The organism is Nocardia sp. NPDC023733, from assembly GCF_040639775.1.
Taxonomy (GTDB): domain Bacteria; phylum Actinomycetota; class Actinomycetes; order Mycobacteriales; family Mycobacteriaceae; genus Nocardia; species Nocardia rosealba.
Genome location: NZ_JBFAAN010000001.1, coordinates 1,639,189 through 1,663,387, shown reverse-complemented (window position 1 = coordinate 1,663,387; position 24,199 = coordinate 1,639,189). Strand labels below are relative to the sequence as shown.

General features: G+C 69.1%; 9 protein-coding genes. 7 read left to right on the top strand and 2 right to left on the bottom strand.

Features of this window, described 5'->3' with window-relative positions:
- Positions 1-591: 591 nt before the first annotated feature.
- The 5 genes from AB0F86_RS07565 to AB0F86_RS07545 all read left to right on the top strand — a co-directional run bounded on the left by AB0F86_RS07565 (position 592) and on the right by AB0F86_RS07545 (position 4,284).
- Positions 592-1,695 carry a winged helix DNA-binding domain-containing protein gene (locus AB0F86_RS07565; protein WP_356982762.1) on the top strand — a complete coding sequence of 368 codons (1,104 nt, stop codon included), beginning with the start codon at positions 592-594 and terminating at the stop codon, positions 1,693-1,695.
- A gap of 86 nt (positions 1,696-1,781) precedes the next feature.
- A complete protein-coding gene (locus tag AB0F86_RS07560) occupies positions 1,782-2,861 on the top strand; it encodes a dihydrodipicolinate reductase (RefSeq protein ID WP_356982761.1) in 1,080 nt (359 codons plus the stop codon).
- On the top strand, positions 2,858-3,337 hold the full coding sequence (locus AB0F86_RS07555) for a carboxymuconolactone decarboxylase family protein (RefSeq protein WP_181700719.1): 480 nt from the start codon (positions 2,858-2,860) through the stop codon (positions 3,335-3,337). The genes AB0F86_RS07560 and AB0F86_RS07555 overlap by 4 nt, the downstream gene beginning before the upstream one ends.
- Positions 3,338-3,385: 48 nt before the next feature.
- Positions 3,386-3,796 carry an NUDIX domain-containing protein gene (locus AB0F86_RS07550; RefSeq protein WP_356982759.1) on the top strand — a complete coding sequence of 137 codons (411 nt, stop codon included), beginning with the start codon at positions 3,386-3,388 and terminating at the stop codon, positions 3,794-3,796.
- Positions 3,793-4,284, top strand: coding sequence for a hypothetical protein (locus tag AB0F86_RS07545; RefSeq protein WP_356982757.1), 492 nt, complete (start codon positions 3,793-3,795; stop codon positions 4,282-4,284). Before AB0F86_RS07550 ends, AB0F86_RS07545 begins: the two co-directional genes overlap by 4 nt.
- Before the next feature lie 4 nt (positions 4,285-4,288).
- Here the strand turns inward: AB0F86_RS07545 and AB0F86_RS07540 are convergent, their stop codons facing one another.
- Positions 4,289-4,699, bottom strand: a complete 411-nt coding sequence (locus AB0F86_RS07540; RefSeq protein WP_181700723.1) for a helix-turn-helix domain-containing protein — start codon at positions 4,697-4,699, stop codon at positions 4,289-4,291.
- A 76-nt stretch (positions 4,700-4,775) separates the two neighbouring features.
- On the opposite strand from AB0F86_RS07540, the gene AB0F86_RS07535 reads away from it, so the two are divergent.
- Positions 4,776-5,711: an NADP-dependent oxidoreductase gene (locus tag AB0F86_RS07535; RefSeq protein WP_356982755.1), complete on the top strand. Its 936-nt coding sequence runs from the start codon at positions 4,776-4,778 to the stop codon at positions 5,709-5,711.
- 3 nt (positions 5,712-5,714) lie between these two features.
- Here the strand turns inward: AB0F86_RS07535 and AB0F86_RS07530 are convergent, their stop codons facing one another.
- The gene (locus AB0F86_RS07530; RefSeq protein WP_356982753.1) at positions 5,715-22,139 is read right to left on the bottom strand and encodes an amino acid adenylation domain-containing protein; all 16,425 of its coding nucleotides are present in this window, start codon (positions 22,137-22,139) and stop codon (positions 5,715-5,717) included.
- A gap of 237 nt (positions 22,140-22,376) precedes the next feature.
- Here AB0F86_RS07530 and AB0F86_RS07525 point away from each other — a divergent pair, with 237 nt between their 5' ends.
- Positions 22,377-23,609, top strand: coding sequence for a helix-turn-helix domain-containing protein (locus AB0F86_RS07525; RefSeq protein ID WP_356982751.1), 1,233 nt, complete (start codon positions 22,377-22,379; stop codon positions 23,607-23,609).
- The last annotated feature ends 590 nt before the right edge of the window (positions 23,610-24,199 follow it).

Below are 24,199 nucleotides of genomic sequence, written 5' to 3'. Positions count from 1 at the left end.
CCTCCAGGAGCCGTCCGCAAATGCTCGGCGAACACTAGACCTCGTGAAGTTTCCGGATACTCACGACCACTCCCGAAACTCGAAGCGGGCGCGCGACAGCTTCCATCTCAGCCCGCGTGCCCTCCAGCCCTGACCCGCGCAATTCTTCGGCCATCGCCCGCGCCTGCACCAGCGAGAGAGAACGCACGACACGCAATGTCCGCATCAAACTCGCGATGGGTACGCAGTCCCGGGTTCGGAGAACGACCGGACCGTTCGCGGCAAGGATCGCTTCGCGAAAATCAGCCTGCGGGGGATCGTCGCAGCTCGTCCAGACCGCCCCGCACGCCGAGCAGCATCCGTCCAGGTCCCACCGATGGTGTGTGCCTACCAGCGCCTCGGTCAGGGTGGCGACTGTTGTCGTGCCGCATTCGATGCAACGAGTCGGATAAGGCGCGGACTCGGTGACGATACCTGTTCCCGCATGGCTCATCCGTGTCCCCTATTCGTGTGCTGCACCGTCGCCTTCGACTGTATGTGGTGGGCCGACAGGTTGTCGGACCCCTCTGCTGAGATTGGGATCGGGACCGTAGATGAAAGAGGTTGGTGCGCATGGTGAGTGTCGGGTGGGATCAGGTCTTCGCGTGGCGGTTGGGGCGGCAGTTCGTGGCGCCTCGGGGTGGTGGGGGTGTCGAGGAGATCGTGGGGCGGCTGGTGGGGGTGCAGGCGCAGGTGGGGTCGGCGGCGGAGACTGCTGTCGCGGTGCGGGGCGCAGTGGGCGGCTCTGTGGGGGAAGCGCTTTCGGTGGGTGGGCTGATGAAGACGTGGGCGATGCGGGGGACATTGCACGCGATGGTGCCGGGGCACGCCGCTGCGGCGTTGGCGTTGATGGGGTCGGCTCGGACGTGGGAGAAGGCCTCGTGGGTGAAGACGTTCGGGGCCACTCCGGAGCAGGTGGCGGCGTTGGTGGAGGTGGTGTCGGGGGTGCTGGCGGAGCGGGTGCTCACGCGCGAGGAGTTGGTCGAGGCTGTGCTTGCCGAGCCGGGGTTCGGGCATCTGGGTGAGCAGTTGCGGTCGGGGTGGGGTGCGGTGCTCAAGCCGTTGGCGTGGCAGGGGGCGTTGTGTCACGGGCCGATGCGTGGCACGAAGATCACCTTCACTTCGCCGGGGAATCTGGTGGCGGACTGGTCCGGCCTACCCGAGCCGGACGTGGCGGCGCCCGGGTTGATCCGGGCATATCTGGGCGCGTACGGTCCGGCAACGCCGGAATCCTTCGATGCTTGGCTCAGCCGCAACAGCTTGCGTAAGACGGTGGTGCGCGGATGGTTCGCGGCACTGGGCGACGAGGTGACCGAGATCGAAGTGGAAGGCCGAAAAGGATGGCTGCTCACCGAATTCGTCGACGAACTCATGGCCGCGACCCCGGATGACGCGATCCATCTGCTCGGGCCGTTCGACCAGTACGTTCTCGGCCCCGGCACCGGCGACACCGCGCTCCTGGCGGCCGAGCATCGGGCGAAGGTCAGCAGGACGGCCGGTTGGATCTCACCGCTGGTGCTGGTGGGCGGCCGGATCGCGGGTACCTGGGAGCAGCAGGGTGCGCAGGTGGTGGTCACGCCGTTCGACGGCGTGCGGTTGCCGAAGCGGGCGTTGGGTGCGGCCGTGGAACGGCTCGCCACGGCGATCGGCAGTGACCTCACCGTGCGCGTCGAGTAATCGGCACACCATCACATCGGGGCGCTCGCTCGAATCCGGTTTCGTGATCCACCACGGGCGAACCAAGCGCTTGCTACGGTGAGGTGATGATCCCCACGATCGTCTGGGGCACCGGCAATGTCGGTCGCGCGGCCATCCGTTGCGTCACGGCTCATCCGGCGCTGGAACTCTCCGCGGTGCTCGTCCACGACCCCGCGAAGGTCGGCCGCGATGCCGGTGAACTCGCAGGTCTCGACACCGAACTCGGCGTGCGGGCGACCGACGACATCGACGCTGTGCTCGCGGCCCGGCCCCGTGCGGTGGTGTACGCGGCATCCGGCGATATCCGGCCCGACGACGCGCTCGCGGACATCGTGCGCGCGATCCGCGCCGGGGCCGTCGTCGTGACGCCCGCGCTCTACGCCCTCTACGACCCGCGCAACGCGCCGGCCGAGATCCGTGACCTGGTGCTGGCGGCGATCGAGGACGGCGGTGGTTCGCTGTTCGTGTCCGGCGTCGACCCAGGCTGGGGCAACGACGTACTGCCGGTGCTGATCAGCGGGCTCGCGGGCACCCTGGATGTGGTGCGCTGCCAGGAGATCTTCGACTACTCCACCTACGACCAACCCGACTCGGTGCGTTACCTGGTAGGGATGGGGCAACCGATGGACTATCAGCCACCGATGCTGTTGCCCTCGGTGCCGACGATGGTGTGGGGCGGGCAGATCCGGTTGCTGGCCAGGGCACTGGACGTGGAACTGGACGACATCCGCGAGACCGTCGAGCGGCGTGCACTCGATGCCACTGTGCAGACGGTGCGAATGGGTGAGTTCGCGGCGGGCACGCAGGGAGCGGTGCGCTTCGAGGTGCAGGGCATCGTCGAGGGCGAGGCGCGCATCGTCATCGAACACGTCACCCGTATCCACCCGGACTGCGCACCGGACTGGCCCTCGCCACCCGACGGCGAGGGCGCGCACCGGGTGATCATCGAGGGCAGCCCGTGCATCGAGGTGAATGTGACCGCCACCGACGAGGGCGGTAACCGGGCGGCGGGCGGAAACGCGACGGCGGTGGGCAGATTGGTCAACGCGATCGACTGGCTGGTTGCCGCCGAACCAGGTCTCTACGACGCGCTCGAGGTTCCGCTGCGCGCCGCGGTCGGCAAACTCGGAAGGAAGAACCCATGATCATCGACGTGCCGCAGGGCAAGGATCCCATCGGGTATGTGTGGGGCGAGATGGTGCCCGGTATCGGTGTCGCGGCCGCGGCGTTCTCGCTGTCGGTGTACGAGCACTCCACGCTCGGGCTGCGGGAGTTCGAGGCGGCCCGGTTGCGCATCGCCCAGATCAACGGGTGCCTGTTCTGTCAGGACTGGCGCACCGAACGCGACGGGGTGAAGGTCGAACCGGAGTTCGCCGACGCGGTCACCGAATGGCGCGACACCGACCGGTTCGACGAGCGAACCCGTTTGGCGGCCGAATACGCCGAGCGCTATGCCACCGACCACCACGGTCTCGACGACGACTTCTGGGCCCGCATGTTCGCCCACTACACCCAGCCCGAGGTGGTCGAGTTGAGCATGAGCATCGGTTCGTGGCTGGCTTTCGGCCGCCTCAACCGGGTCCTCGGCTTGGACACCGCCTGCGTACTGCCTGGGCATTGAGCCGCACGGACGCGCCCGGCGGGCCCGGGTGGGGTTAGGCTGCGGGCCGTGGAGTCTCCGATTCGGCAGCTGATCGACACCGTGGCCTGGGTCCTGATCGACAACGGGCGCATCCTGTGTGCCCGGCCGCGCGGCAAGGATGTCTTCTACATCCCCGGCGGCAAACGCGAGGGCGCGGAAACGGATCTCGAGACGCTGGTGCGTGAGGTGGCCGAGGAACTGACCGTGGAGTTGTCGGCCGAGACCGCGGTCCATGTGGGCACCTATGAGGCACATGTCTCCCACGACGAGAACACCGTGGTGCGGATGGCCTGTTACACCGCCGAGTATCGCGGTGTGCTGACGGCGAGCAGCGAGATCGAGGCGCTGGCCTGGTTCGGTTTCGGCGACCGGGATCTGGTTCCGCCGGTCGACCAGTTGCTCTTCGACGACCTCGCCGCCTCGGGGGCTCTGCGGTGATCGCCGCGGCGGCCCGCTCGGCGAGCTTCGAGCTGGTCGCGGTGCCGCTGGCTTTCACCCGGGTCCGTACCCGGGTGCGGGTGGCGCGACGGATGCTGCGGGAACCGGTGGGTGCTCACGGTGTGTCGCTGCCACGCTGCCTGGTGCATTCGGTGCTGTCGGCGGGGGTGGGTGTCGTCGGGTGGTTCCTGGTGCTGCTGAGCGTGCTGGTGCTCGTTCGCGGTCTGGCCTACCCGCTGTTGGTGGGTGACGGATACCGGAACGCCTGGGGTGGGCCGACTCTGGTCGGCGCGTGGGCGGTGCACGCGCTGCTCGCGGTGCTCCTCGCACCACTGTTCCTGGCCGTGGTCGCGGCGCTGGGGCGGTTACAGGTCAGGTTGATCCACACCGTGCTGGGCGGTCACCGGTCGTGGTGGCCGGTCCCGCTCGCCGTGCTGCTCACGGCGGCGGGCACGCTGTTCTTCATCGCCTGGTCACACCAGATCTGAGCGGTCACGCCTCGCCGGGAGTTCGGGCCTCGTAGGTGGAGCGCGCGTGCTCGACTTCGTCCATATGTTGTTCGGCCCAGGTTTTCACCGCCTGCATCACCGGCAGCAAGGAATGACCGAGCTCGGTGAGCTGGTAGTCGACGCGCACCGGGACGCTCGGTCGCACTGTGCGCGTGATCAAGCCGTCGCGTTCCAGGTTTCGCAGGGTCTGGGTGAGCATCTTCTGGCTCACGCTGGCCAATCGGCGTTGCAGGTCGCTGTAGCGCTGGGGGCCGTCGGCCAGCGCATTGACGGTCAGGCTCACCCATTTGTCCGAGATCCGGTCCAGCAGTTTGCGCGCGGGACATTCGGCGAGGTAGGCGTCGTAGGCGGCGCTGCGTTCGGCGCGCAGTTGTGCTGCGGTACGGGTGGGCATGGGGAACCTCCGCGTGCGGTGGGCACTTCGAAGTGCGTACTTCCCGGTGGAGTGTAGCTCTCCAATAGTGGTGTTCATGAACGATGTACAGACGATGCGGGCCGTTGTCGCTCACGGTTACGGTGGCCCCGAGGTGTTGCGGCTGGTCGAGGTGCCGGTTCCCGAACCCGGTGTCGGGCAGGTCCGGATCCGGGTGCGGGCGGCGACGGTGAATCCGGTCGACCTGGTCACGCGGGCGGGCGACCTGGTCGAGGCCGGGCTGATGGCGGTGCGGGAGGTCACCGGAATCGGATGGGACGTCGCGGGCGTGGTCGACCGGCTCGGTCCGGGAGTGCCGGAATTCTCGGAAGGGCAGCGGGTGATCGGTCTGCGTGACCTGCTGGATGTGTCCGTCGGTACCTATGCCGAGTACGTGGTTCTCGATGTGGGCGCGGTGGCGCCGACTCCATCCAGGCTCTCGGACGTCGAGGCGGCGACGCTGCCGCTCAACGGCCTGACCGCCACGCAGTCTCTCGATCTGCTCGGGTTGGCACCGGGCGACACCCTGTTGGTGACCGGCGCGAATGGCGCCGTCGGCGGGTTCGCCGTGGAAATCGCGGCGCAGCAGGGACTTCGGGTGGTCGCCCAGGGTTCCGATGCGGAGTTTCTCCGCTCGATCGGTGCGGAATGGACCGTCGCACGCGATGCCGATCTGATCGCGGAGGTTCGCCGCTCGGTTCCAGGAGGTGTGCACGGCGCCCTCGACACCGCCGGCCTGGGCGGCCGGGCCTTGGCCGCGGTACGCAATCGTGGCCGGTTCGTCACCGTGGTCGGTGGCGGCGATCCGATTCCGTTGCGTGGCATCACGGTTCAGCACGAATGGATCCACGCCGACGGGGCGGGGCTCGCGCGCCTCGCCGACCGCGAACTCACCACCCGTGTCGCCGCGACTCTGCCGCTCGACGCCGCCGCACAGGCCCATTCCCGCCTCGCCGCGGGCGGGCTCACCGGTCGTCTCGTGTTGATCCCGTGACGGCTATTCGTCGAGCCGACGCAGGGTCCGGGCGATTTCGGCGAGGGCGGCGGGTTCGGTCATTCGCCAGTGGGTGGCTGCGATCGGGTGGTTGTGCACCGTTCCGGTGACCGCGTCCGCCCACGACGTCGCGCCGGTGGCGCCGGTCGGGTCGTCGGTGGCTGTGAAGTAGGTGAGGGGGCCGTGGAAGAGGCGGGGGCGGTAGGCGGCGTCGAGTGCGATGGAGGTGGTCGCACCGTCGATGATCCGGTCGACGCGTGCTTCGTCGACGGGCACGTCGGGTGCCGACAGCGCGCACAGTTGGCGGGCCAGGGCCCGTGCGTCGACCTCGTCGCCGGCTGCGGCGAACCCGCCGAGCAGGTCGGCGGCGGTGGCTTCGCCGGCCGTCGCGGGTGAGGCGCTGGTGAGGCGGCTGTCGAGCATGCCGAGCAGCGCGATCTCTTCCCCGTCTTCCTGCAGTTGCACCGCCATGGCGTGGGCGATCACGCCACCCAGCGACCAGCCGAGCAGGTGGTAAGGCCCCTCGGGTTGGACCGCACGCAGGTGCTTGAGGTAGAGCAGTGCCCATTGTTCGATCGAATCCGGCAGCGGTTCCGTGGAACTCAGCGCCGGTGATTGCAGACCGTAGACGGGTCGGTCCAGGTGCGCGGTGAGACCACTGAACGACCAGGCCAGGCCGCTGACGGGGTGCACACAGAACAAGGGTTCGCCGGTGCCGGTGGTACGCAACGGGAGCAGGATGTCGAAGGCGGTGTCGGAGCCGGTTGAGTCCGTACCGGCCGCCCGCAGCGCCGTGAGGATCCCGGCGGGGGTGGGGGCGGTGAAGATCCAGGTGACGGGGACGGTCGCGGCGAGCGCGTCGCCGAGCTGGGCGGCCAGCCGGGTGGCCAGCAGTGAGGTGCCGCCGAGTTCGAAGAAGTGATCGTCCATGCCGACCCGGTCCAGGCGCAGTACGTCGGCGAAGACCGCGCACACCGCCTGCTCCACCGCACCGGCCGGAGCACGGTAGGTGCGGGTGGCGAACGTCGGTGCGGGCAGGGCATCGCGGTCGAGTTTGCCGTGTGCGGTGAGCGGAATCCGGTCCAGGACCACGATCGACGCGGGCATCATGTGGGCGGGCAGCTGGTGGGCGGCCCACTCGGTGAGCCGTTCGACGGTGACCGTCCTGCCTTGTGTGGCAACAACATAGGACACCAGCATGGTTTCGCCGGTCTGATTGGCGCGGCCGAGGGTGACGGCGGACGCCACCTCGGGATGCTCGGTGAGGACCGAGTCGATCTCGGTGAGCTCGATGCGGAAGCCGCGGATCTTGGTCTGGAAGTCGGTGCGGCCTCGGTAGTCGAGTTCGCCGTCGGCGGTCCAGGCCGCGAGGTCGCCGGTGCGGTACATGCGTTCTCCCGGGGTGAAGGGGTCGGCGACGAACCGTTCGGCGGTGAGGTCGGGGCGGGTCAGGTACCCGGTGGCCAATTGTGTTCCACCCAGGTACAACTCGCCGGTGACCCCGGCGGGAACGGGGTTCAGGTGTGCATCGAGAACGTAGACCCGGCTGTTGTGGACGGGTCGGCCGATCGGCACGGTGGTGGTGTCGCGGGGAGTCACGCGGTGACTGGTGATCGACACGGCGGCCTCGGTGGGTCCGTACACGTTGAACAGCGCAGCCTGTGGCGTCGCGGTCTGGATGCGGCGCGCCAGGGACACCGGCAATGCCTCGCCGATGGCGAGGATGCGGCGCAGCGAGGTGGGCAGTTCCCCTGTGAGCAGGGCATCGAGCATCGAGGGCACGGCGTGCAGAGTGGTGACGTTCTCGGTGCGCATCAACTCCGCCAGGTAGGCGGGATCGCGGTGTCCGCCCGCGGACGCGAGCACGATGCGCCCACCGCTCACCGCGGTGGACCAGAATTCCCACACCGACAGATCGAAGGTCGCGGCGGTCTTCAGCAACACGGCATCGTCGGCGCGGAGACCGAATTCGGCGGTCTTCCACCGCAACTGGTTGACGATCGCGGCGTGCGGCACGGCGACACCCTTGGGGCGGCCGGTCGATCCCGATGTGAAGATCACATAGGCGGTGTCGGTCGCCCGGACGGGGGCTACCCGTTCGGTGTCCACGAGCGGTTGCGGTGCGTAGCCGCCCAGATCCAGCTGCTCGACCGGCACGGCATCGTGCGAACCGGTCGCGGCGAGCCAGGTGTCGGCCTGGGTGAGGGTCAGCAGTGGAGCCGCGGTATCGAGGATGTAGCGGGTGCGTGCCTGCGGTTGGTCGGGGTCGACGGGTACGTACGCACCACCGGCGGCCGTGACCGCGTACATCGCGACGACCAGGTCCACCGAGCGGCGCATCGCGAGCGCGACCCGCGTTCCCGGCCCGACACCGGCGGCAACCAGATGGCGGGCCAACCGGTTGACCCGGGCGTCGAGTTCGGCGAAGGTCCACCGCGCACCGTCGGCGACCAGGGCGACCGCGTCCGGGGTGGACCGGACGGTGGCCGCACGCAGCGAGGCCAGGGTGGCGGCCGGATCACCGTGTCGCACAGTGTGATTCCAGGTGTGCAGGACACGGGTGCGTTCGGCGGGGTCGAGCAGGTCGACGGTGTGCAGGGGCCGGTTCGGGTCGGTCAGTACCGCCGAGAGCAGCCGGGTCAGCCGGTCGAGGAATCCCGCGACGGTGGCCGCGTCGAACAGGTCGGTGGCGTAGGTGCAGTACCCGCTGATACCGGCCGGGGCACCGTCGCCGCTGTAGCGGTCGGCGACGATCAGGTGCAGATCGAACTGGGACAGTTCGCGATCCAGCTCCACCGAGCTGACGCCGACACCGGGCAGCTCCATCCGGACCTGTCCGAGGTTCTGGAACGACAACCCGACCTGGAACAACGGATGCCGGGCGGTGGATCGGGCGGGGTTGAGGACCTCGACGAGCCGTTCGAAGGGGATGTCGGCGTGGGCGAAGGCCTGCAGGTCGATGTCGCGCTGGCGGGTGAGCAGGTCGGTGAAGCTGACGCGGTGGTCGACGTGGGTGCGGAAGACGAGGGTGTTGACGAACATGCCGATCAGGTCGTCGAGCACCGCGTCGCCGCGACCGGCGACGGGTGTGCCGATGGCGATGTCGGTGCTGCCCGACAGACGGGACAGCACCACGGCGAAGGCAGTGTGCACGGCCATGAACAGGGTCGCGCCGTGGGTGCGCGACAGTTCGGTCAGGGCGGTGTGGGTGGCGGCGTCGAGGGTGAACGGCACCCGGCCACCGGCATACGTCTGGACCGCGGGGCGCGGACGGTCACGGGGCAGCTCGAGCTGGTCGGGCAGATCCGCCAGCTCGCGCTGCCAGTAGGCGAGTTGGGTGGCGGCGGTGGAGGTGGGGTCGGTTTCGTCGCCGAGCAGGTTTTGCTGCCAGATGGCGTAGTCGGCGTACTGCACGGGCAGTGGCGTCCAGGTGGGGGCGTGACCGTCGACGCGGGCACCGTAGGCCAGGACCAGATCGCGGGTGAGCGGGCCACCGGAGAAACCGTCACCGGCGATGTGATGCACGGCGACGGCGAGAATGTGTTCTTCGCCGGTGTCGAACAGGGCGGCGCGCAACGGCACCTCGGTGGTCACGTCGAAGGGCGCCGAAACCAGTTCCGCGACAGTGCCATTCGGGTCCGTCGTGTCAGGTGCGAGCACCAACCGTGGCACGTCGGGATGGTCGGCGGGCAGCACGACCTGCGCCGGTGCCTGATCGAGCATCGGGTACACGGTGCGCAGGATCTCGTGGCGGGTGACGACATCGGTGAACGCGGCAACCAGTGCGGCGGTGTCGAGCGCGCCGGTCAGGCGCAAGACGACGGGAATGGTGTACGCGGCGGTCCCGGTGTCGAACCGGTTCAAAAACCACATGCGCTGCTGGGCGGGCGAGAGCGGAATGCGCTCCGGCCGTGCCTGGGCGCACAGCGCGGGCCGGTCCTGCGCCTGCGCCGAGGCGCTGATCGCCGCGGCGCATCCGGCGACAGTCGGTGCGGCGAACAGTGACCGCACCGGCACCCGGGTACCGACCGCGGCGCTCAGCCGTGCCGCCAGGCGGGTGGCGAGCAGGGAGTTGCCACCGAGGTCGAAGAAGTTGTCGTCGGCACCGACTCGTTCGATGCCGAGGACCTCGGCGAAGATCGCTGCGATCGTGCGCTCGGGCCCGGTGGACGGCTCCCGGTAGCGGCGGCTGACGAATTCGGGTGCGGGCAGCGCTGTCCGGTCGATCTTGCCGGTGGCCGACACCGGAACACGATCGAGCACGACCACCGCCGCGGGCACCATGTGCGCGGGCAACAGCGTCGCCGCCCATCGGGTCAGGGCACCGGCATCGGGGGCGCGACCGGTCACGTACGACACCAGGACCGTCTTTCCGGCCGGGTTCTCGGTGCCGAGGGTGAGGGCGAAACTCACCTGCGGGTGGCGCACCAGCACGGCATCGACCTCGCCGGGTTCGATGCGGAAGCCACGGATCTTGATCTGGAAGTCGCTGCGGCCCAGGTATTCCAGCTCGTAACGGTCCTTGTGCACCCAGCGCACCAGGTCACCGGTGCGGTACATGCGTGCACCGGTCTCGCTCCACGGGCAGGCCACGAAACGTTCGGCCGTGATCGCGCCGCGACCGCCGTAACCACGCGCCAGGCCGGGCCCGCTCAGGTACAGCTCCCCGGTGACACCGACTGGCACCGGCCGCAGCCGGGCGTCCAGGACGAGTGCCCGCATACCGGCTACGGGGCTGCCGATGGTGATGCGCTCCCCGGCGCGCAGGACGGTGTAGGTAGCACCGATGGTGGCCTCGGTCGGTCCGTATCCGTTGAGGAAGGTGCGTCCGGATGCCCACGCGGACAACAGTTCCGGTGCTACGGCCTCACCACCGGCCGACACGCACCGCAGGTCGGGTAGCCCGGCGGGGTCGAGGGTGCTGAGCAGTGCCGGGGTGATGATCGTGTGGGTGACGTGTTCGGTGCGTAGCAGCTCGTCGAGTTCGGTGCCGCCGAGGGTGTCGGGTGGTGCGATGACCAGGGTGGCGCCCCGGTGGAAGGCGGTGGCGATCTCCTCGATCGACTGATCGAAGCTGGGTGAACACACGTGCAGCATGCGGTCGTCGTGACGCAGGCGCATCAGGTTCGCCGAATGCGACACCAGGGCGGCCAGCCCGGTGTGGGTGACGCACACACCCTTCGGGGTGCCGGTGGAACCGGAGGTGTAGATCAGGTAGGCGGTGTTGTCGCGACGCAGGGGTCGGCGGCGGTGCCGGTCACGCACGGGAGTCGACGCGCACGCCGTCGTCCGGGCGCGCACGGCCGGGTCGTCGATGATCAAGGGTCGGACCGATTCCGGCAGAACACGGGCATGCGCGGTGACGGTGATCCCCACAGCGGCGCCGGAGTCGGCGAGCATGTGCCGGATGCGGTCGTCGGGGTAGTTCGGGTCGACGGGCAGATACACCCCGCCCGCTTTCGCGACCGCCCACAGCGCGAGAATCGCCTCGTAGGAGCGGGGGATCGCGCAGGCGACGACGATCTCGGGACCGACACCTTCGCTGATCAGGACCCGCGCCAAGCGGGAGGAATCGGCATCGAGCGTGCCGTAGGTGTAGTCGTTTCCGTTGTCGCGCACAGCGATTCGGCGTTGCCCGAAGCCGGTGCCGCGGACGAGGAGCTGGGCGAGGGTACGTGCGGCGCGGTGGCGTGGCCCGGTGCCGATGCGCGCGAGCAGGTGGTCCTCGCCCCGCACCCCGACCGACAGATCACCCACCGGGACACCCGGACGGCGGGCGATGTCGGTGAGCAGACCGACCAGGCGGTGCGCCAGCACCGTCGCCGAAGGCACCTCGACACCCGGGCCGTCGACGCCGACAGACATTCCGGTGCTCGATGCGGTCACCACCACCGTGAGATCGCGTGCCTCGGCCGACGGCACCGTCGAAGCACCGTCCGGGCGCACAGAATTGCGCAGTTCGAGGCGGAACTGTCCCAGCGAGCCGTGGTCGGCGCCGAGCAGATGGGTGAGGTCCTCGACCGGGATGCCGGAGTGGGCGAGCGCCCGGGTCTCGGCCCGGTGCACCCGGTCGAGCAGCGTGCCGAATGGTTCGGTGGCGTCGATGTGGGTGCGCAGCAGTAGGTCCGAGGTGTCGAGCACGATGTCGTCGGAGCCGGTGAGCCGTGCGATCAGGATCGACACCGCGGCGCTGATCGCACTGGACCAACCGGCGCCCGCACTGTCGGCCAGCCGCCGCAGATCTCGGTGCGTTGTCGCCGTACCGCGGGTGGTGGCGCGATGCGCTTCGATGCGCCGCACCGGTGTGGCCAGGTCAGCGGTGTGGACATGCTCGGTGGTGTGGAGATCGCCGCCGGTGTCGATCAACGCTTCGGTGGGCAGGGTGAGACGGCCCGGTAGGTCGGCGAGGGTGGTGCGCCAGAAGCGGGAGCGGGTGATCGGGTCGGTCGGGTTCGCGCCGAGCTTCGTCACGATATCGATCGCGCCCACCGACAGACCGGGATCGGCACCTCGATCAGACGCGATCGTCCCCGTGGCGGTCACCTCGGACAGGGCGGTGCGCAGGCGGTCGGTGACGGCGCGCGCCACTTCGTCCGACACGAGGTCGCGCCGGTATTTGACCTGCACCTGGGTGCGGGCGCCGAGGAAGACCAGGACGGTGATCGGGTAGTGGGTGTGGTCGGCGCCTTGCAGGTCGTCGATGCGCAGACCGTCGAGCGCTCCACCGGCCTGCTGCAGACCCTCGACATCGACGGGGTAGGACTCGAACGCCAGCATGGTGTCGAACAATTCGCCCCGGCCGGCGACCCTTTGGATGGCGCCGAGCCCGAGGTGATGGTGGTCGAGCAGGGTGGCCTGCTCGGTCTGCACCGCGCGGATCACCTCGCCGACATCGCCGTCGATGCGCACCCGCACCGGGACGGCGTCGACGAACAGGCCGATCATGTCGCCCACACCGTCGAGCTGCGGTGGGCGGCCGGACACGGTGGCGCCGAACACGATGTCGTCGCGACCGGTACTCGCGGCGACGACCAGCGCCCACGCGGTCTGGAACACCGTATTGGCGGTGACCTCGGTCGACGCGGCGAAGGTGGTGAGCGCGGCGGTCGCGGTGGCGTCGAGGTCGAACTCGCACAGCCCGTAACCGGTTCCGGTGGGCCGCGGCCAGGTCAGTTCCGGAGCGAGCATGGTCGGCTCGACTCCGTGTAGCAGCTCCGACCACGCCTGTTCGGCGACGGTCCGGTCCTGGCGGCTGAGCCAGTGCAGGTAGTCGCGGTAGGGACGCACCTCGGGCAGGACGCTCGCGTCACCACCGGTGGCGTAGAGGACGAGCAGTTCCTTCATCAGCAACGGCATGGACCAGCCGTCGAGCAGGATGTGGTGCCCGGTCAGCACCAGGCGGTTGCGTCCGGAACCGGTGCGGTACACCGTGAATCGCAGCAGCGGCGCGACCGCCGGATCGAATCCGGCCGCCTGGTCGGTGGCGAGCAGAGCGGCGAGCTCGGCGTCGGTCGTGTCGACCACCCGCACCGGTGCCTCGACGTTGTCGGCGATCACCTGCACGGGCGTGCCGTCGGGAGTGGTGACGAATGCCGAGCGCAGGTTCGCGTGCCGGGTGAGGACAGCGGCCGCCGCGCGACGCAACCGGTCGACGTCGAGTTCGCCGGTGAGATCGACCATGAGCTGGATGACGTAGGCGTGCACCGATTCCTCGAGCATGTCGCCCAGCGCGAGCAGCGAATGCTGTAGCGGGGAGAGCGGCAGCACGTCCGACAGCCCGGGGTGCTCGCGCCGCCAGGTGTCGAGTTCGGTTTGCGACACCTGGACCAGCGGGACATCGGACGGGGTCGGTCCACCCGCCTGCGGGTACCGCGTGTGATCGGCGAGTGCGGCTAGCCAGTCCGACCAGATGTCGGCCAGTTCCCGAACCTCGTCTTCGTCGAGAATGCCGGTGGCGTACCGGAAGTCGGCTTGCAGGCGTAGTCCGGTTTCAGTGGCGACCGCGATGGTGTTGATGTCGAGGACAGCGTTCGCGGGCAGGGCGGGGTCGTGGTCGACGTCGATGTCACCGAGGTCGTCGGTGGGCAGCCAGTCGCCGTCGGCGGGGCCGGTGCTCACCGCGCGACCGAGGTAGTTGAATCCGATCTGGGCCACCGATTCGGCCGCGAGGTGCCCGGCGCTGCGCAGCAGCCCGAAACCGATGCCGTTGTCGGGCACGGCGAGCAGTTGTTCCTTGATCGTGCGCATCGTCGCGGCGAGCGCTTCGTCGTCGAAACTCGCCGGTCGCAGCTCCGACAGGTCGAGCACGACCGGGTACACGGTGGTGAACCAGCCGACCGTGCGGGTGAGGTCGGCGCCGGGGACGACGTCTTCCTGTCTGCCGTGGCCCTCGAGCCGCAGCCGCAACGCGGGCGCGTCGACGCCGCGACGGGCGCGCCATACCCGCACCGCGAGCGCGAGTGCGGCGAGCAGCCCGTGGTCGGCGCCGGCCCGGTACAGGGCGGGCAATGTCGTGAGCAGTGGGTCGGTCACCTCGGATGGGATCTGCACGGTGATCGAGCGCGTGGTTGCCTCCGTGTCGACCGTGCGATCGAGGGCACGGGCACCGAGCAGCGGGTCGGCGGTCGCGAGGGCGCGGCGCCAGTAGGGCAGTTCGGCGGTGCGGTCCACGGTGGTCAGTGCGTGTGCCCAGCGCCGGAACGAGGTGCCGACCGGCGGCAGCGCGATCGGCTTTCCGGCACTGTGTTGCGCCCAGGCCAGAATCAGGTCGGGCAGCAGGATGCGCCACGAGACGCCGTCGATGACGTAGTGGTGCGCCGCCACCGCGAGCACATCCCCGCCGCCGTTGCCACGAACCCAGGTGAACGCGATCATGCGGGCCGCCGCCGGATCCAGTGTTGTCAGCGCGGCATTCATCGCCCGGGTACCGATGCCGGTGAGGTCGTCGCCCGCTTCGATCTCGCCGATCAGCGCGTCGACCGGCACCGCGTGGGGTTCCAGCACCTCGAGCTGCCAGCCACCGTCGAGACCGCGCAGCCTGGCACGCAACATGTCGTGGCGCGCCACGACGGCGGCGATGGTGGCGACCAAACCGGCACGGTCGATGCCGTCGGGCAGGGCCAGCACCATCGTCTGGGCGAAGCGGTCACTGGACCCGGTGGTCAGGAATTCGGTGAGTACGGGGGTCAGCGGAACTTCGCCGACACCGCCGCCGGGGAGTTCGGCCAGGGTGATCGTGGCCGGGCCGTCGGTGGTCGCGACCCGGGCCAGGGCGGCCACGGTGCGGTGCTCGAAAACGTCTCGGGTGGAGAAGGTGATGCCTGCGGTGCGGGCCAGCGACACCAGCTGGATCGACAGGATGCTGTCGCCGCCGATCGCGAAGAACGACTCGTCCGCCCCCACCGACGACACCCCGAGCACGCGGGCGAACAGCTCGGCCAGGCGGATCTGCATCGCACCCATCGGCGCGGTGGTCGCCGCGGTGACGGTGATCGGGTCGGGCAGGGCATTGCGGTCGAGTTTGCCGTTGGAGGTCAACGGCCAGGCGTCCAGGACCACGATCGCCGAGGGCACCGCATGGGCGGGCAGATGGCGTGCCGCGTAGTCGGTCAGGTTCGCCGGATCGGGCGTGGTGCCCTGTGCCGCAAGCACATACGACGTGAGGGTGGTCGATCCGGCGGGCGTGCGTCTGCCGACGGTGACGGCGCACTCGACGTCGGTGTGCCCGGTCAGCACGGCATCGATCTCGCCCGGTTCGATGCGGAAACCACGCACCTTCAGCTGGGTGTCGGCGCGGCTCACGTACTCGAGGTCGCCGGTCGTGCGCAGACGAACCAGGTCACCGGTCCGATACATGCGGCTACCGGGGGCACCCCACGGGTCGGCGACGAAACGGGCCGAGGTGGTGACCGGCTGGTTGCGGTAACCGCGAGCAAGGGCCGGGCCAGCCAGATACAGCTCACCCGTGACACCCGGTGCGACCGGATTCAGGCGCGCGTCGAGGATCACCGCATGGGTGCCGCGCACCGGGGCGCCGATCGTGATCGGTTGTCCCGCAGCCAGTTCGGCGTAAGTGGAGATGATCGTGGTCTCGGTGGGGCCGTACCCGTTGAGGTAGCGACGGTGCGGGCCCTGCCATTTCGCCGGCAGTTCCGATGTGGTCACGTCACCGCCGACCGACAGGGACACCAGGGCGTCCAGACCGGCCGGGTCGAGGGTGCCGAGCACGGCCGGGGTGATGATCGCGTGCGTCACTTCCTCGGCCGCGAGCAGGTCGGCCAGTTCGACCCCACCCATGATGTCGGAGCCCACGACCACCAAGGTCGCGCCGGTCGAGAAGGCGCACAGCCACTCGAGCACCGACGGGTCGAACCAGGGTGAACAGATATGCAGGAAGCGGTGATTCGGTTCGAGGCGGTAGCGCTCGACCGCCTCGGCGACCAGCGGGCCCAGGCCGGCATGCGTCACTGTGACGCCCTTGGGCAGGCCTGTGGAACCGGAGGTGTAGATGATGTAGGCCGGGTGGTCGACGCGCAGCGGGGTACGGCGGTCGCGGTCGGTGATCGGGGTACTCGGCCGGGTGGCGCACGACTCGGCGAAAGCGGGGTCGTCGAGGACCAGCCAGGTGATGTCGGTGGGGAGATGATCGAGGTAGGTGCCGACGGTGATGCCGATCGTGGCGCCTGAATCGGTGACGAGGTGCTGCAGGCGCTGGGCGGGGTTGGCCGGGTCCATCGGCACGAACGCACCGCCTGCCGTGCTGATCGCGACAGCGGCGGCGACCATTTCGTAGGAGCGCGGAAGTGCCACGGCGACAGGGGTTTCCGGGCCGACGCCGTGGGCGATGAGTTCGCGGGCCAGGCGTGCGGTGTGTTCGGTCAGCTCGGCATAGGTCGTCGAGTGACCGTTGTGGCGGATCGCGATCCGATCCGGCCCGAGAATTGCGCCCTGGGCGACCAGGTCGGGGAACAGCGAAGTCGGTGCCTCGGTGATGGGGCGGGTGAGCAGTGCCGTGTGTTCGGCGGTGCCGAGAATCGGCAAGTCACCGACAGGGGTTTTCGGGTTCTCGACGGCGGCCGCGAGGAGGCGAACCAAGCGCTCGGCGAAGGAATCGACCGTCCGCGGATCGAATAGAGCTGTGTCGTAATCGAACTGGGCGCCGATGTCGGCGGGTTCGGTGTGGTTGTCCATCTCGTCGGTGTCGACCGACAACGTCAGATCGAAAGAGGTCTCGTCACTGTGACGGGGGGTGGCCGGACGGATCATGGCGCGAAGCAGCGGATGCGGTGCCGCTGCGCGAGGGCTTGCCGTCGACTCGGATTCGCTGAGGTGCGGGGCGCAGTGGTCTGCGTGGGCGGAGTGCAGCGCCACCATCTCATCGGGAGCCATCCCCGGTCGCGCCATGGCTTCGTCGACGACCAAAGATGCGTCAGCCAGAAGGCGCTCGAACTCGACCGCACCGAGGATGCGCAGGCGCAGTACGCGGTGTGCGGCAGAAGAGTACGGGGCTGCGATGACGATGTCGTCGGTGCCCGACAGGCGTGACAGCAGCGTCGCGAACGCCGCATACACAACGCTGAACGCTGTGGTGTCGTAGGCGCGGGCGGTGTCGCGCACCCGTCGGCACACCTCGGCGGGAACGGTGAAGTTCACCTGTCCGGGTCGCTTCGTGAGGCGACCGACACTGCAATCTGCGGATTCGACAAGGGAAGCCAGGCCGGATGGTTGGCCCACCGCGTGTGCGGCAGGCGATGAATCGCTACCTTCCGACGAAACCCGACGAGAATGATCCGTCGGCAGCGGCAGCGGCAACTCCAACGGTAGGTCGGTGAGCACCGCACGCCAGTACGCCACGTCCGAGATCGGATCACGCTGACGCGCAAGGGTTCCCAACAGGTCACCAGCGGTGCGTTCGGGGGAGTGCACGATGGCGTCGAGGACTGTGCGCAATCGGTTGGCCAGTGCCTCGGCGATATCCGCGCCGATCGCCTCGAGCCGGTACTGCAAGCCGACCCGGATCCCCGCACCGACCTCGACGCCGACCGCCACGGGGTAATGGGTGGCGTTAGCGGCCTGCACATCGACGATCTCGAGACCGTCGATCGAACCGTGTGCCTGCCGCATCCCTTCGGTGTCCACCGGGTACGACTCGTAGGCCATGAGTGTGTCGAACAGTTCCCCCGCGCCCGCGACCCGCTGAATATCGGTCAACCCCAGATGGTGACCGCCCAACAGCGCGGTCTGCTCGGACTGCACTCGCGACAACAACTCCCGCAACGACACGGCCTCGCCGATGCGCACCCGGACGGGAATGGTGTTGGCGAACAGGCCGACCATGCCGTCCACACCGTCGAGCTGGGGTGGGCGCCCGGACACCACCGCGCCGAACAGCACATCGTCACGACCCAGCGCCCCGGCCAGCACCAGTCCCCATGCGGCCTGGAACACGGTGTTGACGGTGACCTCGGTGGCGGCGGCGAAACCGGCGAGTTCCTGGGCGGCATCGCGCGACAACTCCACGACCGATATCTCTTGCCCGGGTGCTGCTTCGGTGGGTGGGACGGTGGCGGTGAGCAGGCTCGGCTCGTGCTCGTCCAGGGCCGCGCGCCAACTCTCGAGGGCGGCGGTGCGGTCCTGGTCGGCGAGCCAGGCGAGGTAGTCGCGGTAGGGGCGCACGTGCGGCAGCAGGGTGGGCGCACCGTCGGCGGCGTAGCAGACGAGCAGTTCGCGCATGAGCAACGGCATGGACCAACCGTCGACCAGCAGGTGGTGCGCGGTCACCACCAGGTGCAGGCTCGCCGGCCCGCGATAGACGGTGAACCGGAGCAGGGGCGCGGTGGTCAGGTCGAACCCGATGCGGGATTCGGCGGCGAGCAATGCGTGCGGGTCGGTGCGGCCGGTGTCGACGACGCGCCAGGGCACCGTCACGTCCTCGACCACGAAACCGACCGGCGTACCCGCCGTTGTCGTTCCGAAGGCGGTGCGCAGGATGCCGTGCCGGTCCAGCACCGCCCCCGCCGCCCGGCGCAGCCGGTCGAGATCGACCGCACCGGTCATCTCGACCGCCAATTGCACCAGGTACGGGTCGGTCGGCGAAACCTGCGCCAGGAACAGCAACCCGAGCTGCAAGGGCGCCAACGGCACCACATCGCTGAGGCCGGGGCGGGTGCGCTGCCAGTCGTCGAGCTCGGCCTGGGTGACGTCGACCAGCGGCACATCGGCGGGCGACAGGCCACCGGCCGCCGGATGGTCCAGATGTTCGGCGAGCACCGTCAACGCCGAGGTCCAGCCCTCGGCCAGCTCGCGCACGTCCGCCTCGTCCAGGATCAATGACGCGTAGGAGAACGACGCACGAAGCAGCACACCGTCTTCGGTGCCGACCGCCACCGCGTTGATGTCGACGACGGCGGCCGCTGGCAGCTGTGGGTCCTGGTCGGCGGCCGGTTCACCCCAGTCCGCGGTCGGCAACCAGCTGTGGTCGGCGGCGTCGCCGGTGGAGATGCGACCGAGGTAGTTGAACCCGACCTGGCCAAGCGAACCCGCTAGTTCGGTCGCGGGGTCGAGGTAGCGCAGGATGCCGAAACCGATGCCCCGGTGCGGCACCGCCCGCAATTGCTCCTTGACGGCCTTGACCACCGACGCGGTCTGCGCACCCGGTTGCCATGCGCTGTCGGCGTCGATTTCGCCCAGGTCGAGCGCTACCGGGTACATGCTGGTGAACCAGCCGACCGTCCGCGTCAGGTCGGCGCCGTCGACGGCGGATTCCTCACGTCCGTGACCCTCCAGGCGCACCCGGGTGGTGGACGCGCTCACGCCGCGCCGGGCCCGCCAGCTCCGCACCGCCATGGCCAGGGCGGCGAGCAGGCCGTCTTCGGCGCCTGCCCGGTAGCGGGCGGGCAGGTCGGTGAGGACGGCACGGGTGATGTCGGCGGGGATCTCGACGCTGAACGTGCGCACGGTCGATGCGGTATCGGTGGCCGGGTCCAGCCCACGCTGCCCCAGCAGTGGGTCGGGAACCCCGAGGGTTCGCTGCCAGTGGTCCAGTTCGTCGCGGCGCTGTGGTGCGGACTCGATCAATCCGTGTGCCCAACGGCGGAACGAAGTACCGACCGGCGGAAACGCGATCGACTGACCCGCCGTGAGCTGCGCCCACGCGGTCACCAGGTCCGACAGCAGGATTCGCCACGAGACACCGTCGATGACGAGGTGGTTGGCGGCCACGATCAGCCCGTCGGGGCCGTCGTCGCGGGTCAGCCACGCGAAACCGATCATGCGGTGGTTGCGTGGGTCCAGTGACGCGAGGACCGAATCCATCGCTGCGGCGGCGATGTCCTCGGATCCCTCGAAATGCTGCAGCAGGTCGTCCACCGGGACCCCGCCCGGCGGCAGCACATCGAGCGACCACTGCCCGTCGCTCCCGCGCACCCCGGCGCGCAGCATGTCGTGATGATCCACGACAGCGGTCAGGATGCGAACCAGCGTCGGCCGATCGATGCCCTCGGGGAGGGCGAGCACCATCTGCTGGGTGAATCTGCCGAACACCCGGCCGTCGGCGAGGGTGGCGGCGAGAACCGGTGTCAGCGCGACCTCACCCACTCCGCCACCGGGCAACTCGGGAAGCACCGGAACGGCATCGTCGCCGAGCGCGGCGACGCGCGCCAACCCGGCCACGGTGCGGTGCTCGAACACCTGCTGCGGGGTGAACGAGATACCCGCGTGGCGTGCGCGGGTCACGAGCTGGATCGACAGGATGCTGTCGCCACCGGCGGCGAAGAACGAATCCTCGGCACCGACCCGCTCCACGCCGAGGATCTGGGCGAACAGTTCGGCGATCGCCGTTTCCACCGGCCCCTCGGGTGCGCGGGAAGTCACGGCGGCGAAAACCGGTGCGGGTAGTGCGTTGCGGTCCAGTTTGCCGTTCGGGGTCAGCGGGATCTCGTCGAGCGGCACCACGAGCGTCGGCACCATATGGCCGGGCAGGGAGGACCCGACGAAACGGGTCAATTCCTCGGGATCGATCGCGGCACGCTGCTTGGCGAGCACATACGAGACGAGCGCGGTCGCCCCGGAATCGGCTTTCGCGCCGATGGTGACGGCGTAGTCGACATCCGGGTGCGCGGTGAGGGCCGCGTCGATCTCGCCGAGCTCCACCCGGAAACCACGGATCTTCACCTGGAAATCCGAGCGACCCAAGTACTCGAAGTCGCCGGTTTCCGTGCGGCGCACGAGGTCACCTGTGCGATACATCCGCGCTCCCGGCCCCGTGAACGGTGCCGCGACGAACCGCTCAGCGGTGAGTCCTGGCCTGCCCCGGTAACTCTGTGCCAGCGCCGGACCCGACAGATACAGCTCACCGGCCACCCCGACCGGGACGGGACGCAACCGCGAGTCCAGAACCACCGCACCGATCGCGGGAAAGGCGGACCCGATTGTCACCGGCTCACCGGGTGTCAACGCGGCGCTGCCGGTGGCCAGCACGGTCGCCTCGGTGGGGCCGTACCCGTTGAAGAACGCGCGGCCCGGCGCCCAGCGCTGCACCAGTGTCGGCCCGAAGGCATCACCGGCGACCACCACGACACGCAACTCGTCGAGCCCCTGCGGGTCCACCGACTCCAGTGCCGCCGGGGTGATGAGCATGTGCGTCACCCGTTCCCGGGCGACCAGCTCGGCCAGCTCCGGGCCCGCGTAGACCTGTGGCGGCGCGACAACGAGTGTCGCCCCGGAGTTGAACGCCACCAGCAGTTCCAGCACGGACACATCGAAATTCGGGGAACACACGTGCAGCACTCGTGCCGAGGCATCGACCGCGTACCGTTCGCGGGCCGCCGCGACCAGACCGGCCAGACCGGTATGCGTGACGACCACACCCTTGGGCCTGCCCGTGGAACCGGAGGTGTAGATGACGTAGGCGGGATGCTGGTCGGTCAGCGGACGCACCCGGTCCAGATACGAGATCGGATGCGCCGGCTGGGCGGCGATGCGCTCGGCGTCGGAATCGAGCTCGAGCCAGACGATCGACTCACCGAGGGTCGGCCGATGCGCCGCGCAGGTGAGACCGAGGACCGCGCCGGAGTCGGCCAGCAGGTAGGCGATGCGTTCGGCGGGTAACGACGGATCGACGGGGACGTAGGCGGCACCGGTCTTGGCGACCGCCCACACCGCCGCCACCGATTCGATCGAGCGGGTGAAACCGAGCGCCACCACGTCGCCCGGGCCGACACCACGGGCCAGCAGCTCCCGCGCCAGCCGGGCGGAGTACTCGTCGAGTTCGGTGTAGGTGAGCTCGCGGCGGGCACCGTCGGCGGGGGAGAAGGACAGGGCGATCGCGTCGGCGGCAGTGTCCACCGCGGCCGTCAGCAGCTGTGCGAAGAGGGGAGCGCCCGGCTTCCGATTGCCTCGACCACGCGGCGACCGACGAACTTCACCCATCCGAGTACAGCATCCTCACCTGTCCGGCCCACCACTGCCTGAACGACCCACGAACCCTGCGCGGATTCTGGATCTACCGGGGGTGGACCAGGGTGTTCGGCGACCATGACACCACACGACACGCGGCTATGACACATCTCCGGTCTGTTTGCCAGCCCAAAAAGCTACCTGGAGCCCGAATTTGTGCGGATGGCACAATACGGTCGGCGGAATTTGGGCAGCGAACGGAGCGTGCACGTGGCGGCATACGGAACCCTCACCTGGGTCGGGCACGCGCTGGCGCCGCTGACCGGGGGCATCACCGAGGACCTCATCCGCGTCACCGAGCAGATGATCCCCGTCGACGACATCGCCGCGGACCTGGGCGACATGCGCGCGGCGAGCATCGCCGAGAACATCGCCGCCGTGCAGTACGTGCTCGCCAACAACATCGACCCCGCGACCGTCGGCCCACCCCCGGGTGCGGCCGCCTACGCGCAGCGACTGGCCCGGCGCGGTGTGCCACTGACCGTGTTGTTGCGCGCCTACGGCCTCGGCCAGTACCGGCTGCTCGACGCCGCCATCGGGCTGATCCTGGCCACCCCGGGGATCGACCACAATGCCCGCATCGCCGAACTCCTGCGCTTCGCCAGCATCTACCTCGACCGCCTCAACTCGTCCATGGGCCGGATCTACGAGGCCGAACGCGACCGCTGGCTCAGCAGCAGGCAGGCCGCGCGCCAGCAGTGGATCGCCCGGCTCCTCGACAGCGACGACGTGGATGTGCCCGCGGCCGAGGAAGCACTCGAATATCGCCTCGACCGAAGCCATCTCGCCGTGGAGATCTGGACACCGCCCACCGTCACGGGTGTCGAGGCGACCCGGGCACTGGAACAGGCACGTCAGGTGGTGGTGTCGGCGCTGCGGACCGTCGGCCGTGGCCTGGTGGCCTCCACCGGAGATCGGGCTCTGCGGATCTGGTTCCCGATCGAGGGGGAGCAGGCGATCGACGCCCTGACCGCCCAGGTCGTCGCATCCGGGTTGCCGGTGCGCGTCGCGCTCGGTTCCCTCGGCGAAGGCCTGCCGGGTTTCCGCCGTTCCACCCGCAACGCGGCCCGCGCGAAAGATCTGGCCGTGTCGGCAGGTCACACCGCGCCGCCGGTCGTCGCCTACGACGCCGTCGCCCCCTTCGCCCTGCTCACCGACGATCCCGACGAACTCGCCGCCCTCGTCCGCCGCACCCTCGGCCCGCTCGCGGCTACCGGCGCCAAGAAGGAACTCCTACGCGACACCCTCGACGTCTTCCTCACCGAGGGCGCCAGCTACTCGCGCACCGCCCGCGCCCTCGACGTCCATCGCAACACCATCCAGTACCGCATCCAGCAGATCACCACCCGCTACGGAATCACGTTGGACACCAACAGTTTCGACCTCCGCTTCGCCCTGGGCATCTGCCGCTGGCACCCCCACGTACTGACTCGGACATTCTGAGTCCACCCGGTTTGTGCTGGCCGCACAGCGCACCAGAGACCGAGGCCACAAGCCGGAGGCCGTTGCTCTGGGTCGTGGCGCCGACCAACGGGGCGGCCGGATCGGTAACGGGCAGATCCGACCACTTCTTTTATCGACGCCGGCCGACGCGAATATTCACGAGTCCTGGGCACTGCCTTGCGCTTTCAACTACCGCCACCTCGGCGCGCAACACAGAAGGCGTAAGTACCCATTGCGCCGCGTGTCTAAACTTGCTTATTATGGCTTTCTGGGCAGGTTGCCAGGACGCGAAAAAGTCCCGGCAACCGCCGGTCCGAAAATGCCGCAACCGGCAGATCGGGCGAAACGGTTGAATCCTCCAATTGTCGGGGTTGTGGGGAATCCATAGCGCGTGTTCGGCGACAGAGTGGTCGTCGAATCCTGCTGGAACACGCTGGGACTTGGGCACACCATGTCCCAGCAGGCGATCCGGTGCTGCCGATGACTTCCACCCCCGTTCACTTCCTGCTTGTCAAGGGTCGAGACACTGCTGTGACCTGCGTTCCTGCTGCCCGTTGGGTGAGGATCGCCCGAGCGCGTCTGCCGCGCCG

Excerpts from the sequence above, each read along its gene's own strand:
- AB0F86_RS07565 (WP_356982762.1), top strand. The coding sequence starts at position 592 with ATGGTGAGTGTCGGGTGGGATCAGGTCTTCGCGTGGCGGTTGGGGCGG.
- AB0F86_RS07560 (WP_356982761.1), top strand. The coding sequence starts at position 1,782 with ATGATCCCCACGATCGTCTGGGGCACCGGCAATGTCGGTCGCGCGGCC.
- AB0F86_RS07555 (WP_181700719.1), top strand. The coding sequence starts at position 2,858 with ATGATCATCGACGTGCCGCAGGGCAAGGATCCCATCGGGTATGTGTGG.
- AB0F86_RS07540 (WP_181700723.1), bottom strand. The coding sequence starts at position 4,699 with ATGCCCACCCGTACCGCAGCACAACTGCGCGCCGAACGCAGCGCCGCC.
- AB0F86_RS07535 (WP_356982755.1), top strand. The coding sequence starts at position 4,776 with ATGAACGATGTACAGACGATGCGGGCCGTTGTCGCTCACGGTTACGGT.
- AB0F86_RS07530 (WP_356982753.1), bottom strand. The coding sequence starts at position 22,139 with ATGGGTGAAGTTCGTCGGTCGCCGCGTGGTCGAGGCAATCGGAAGCCG.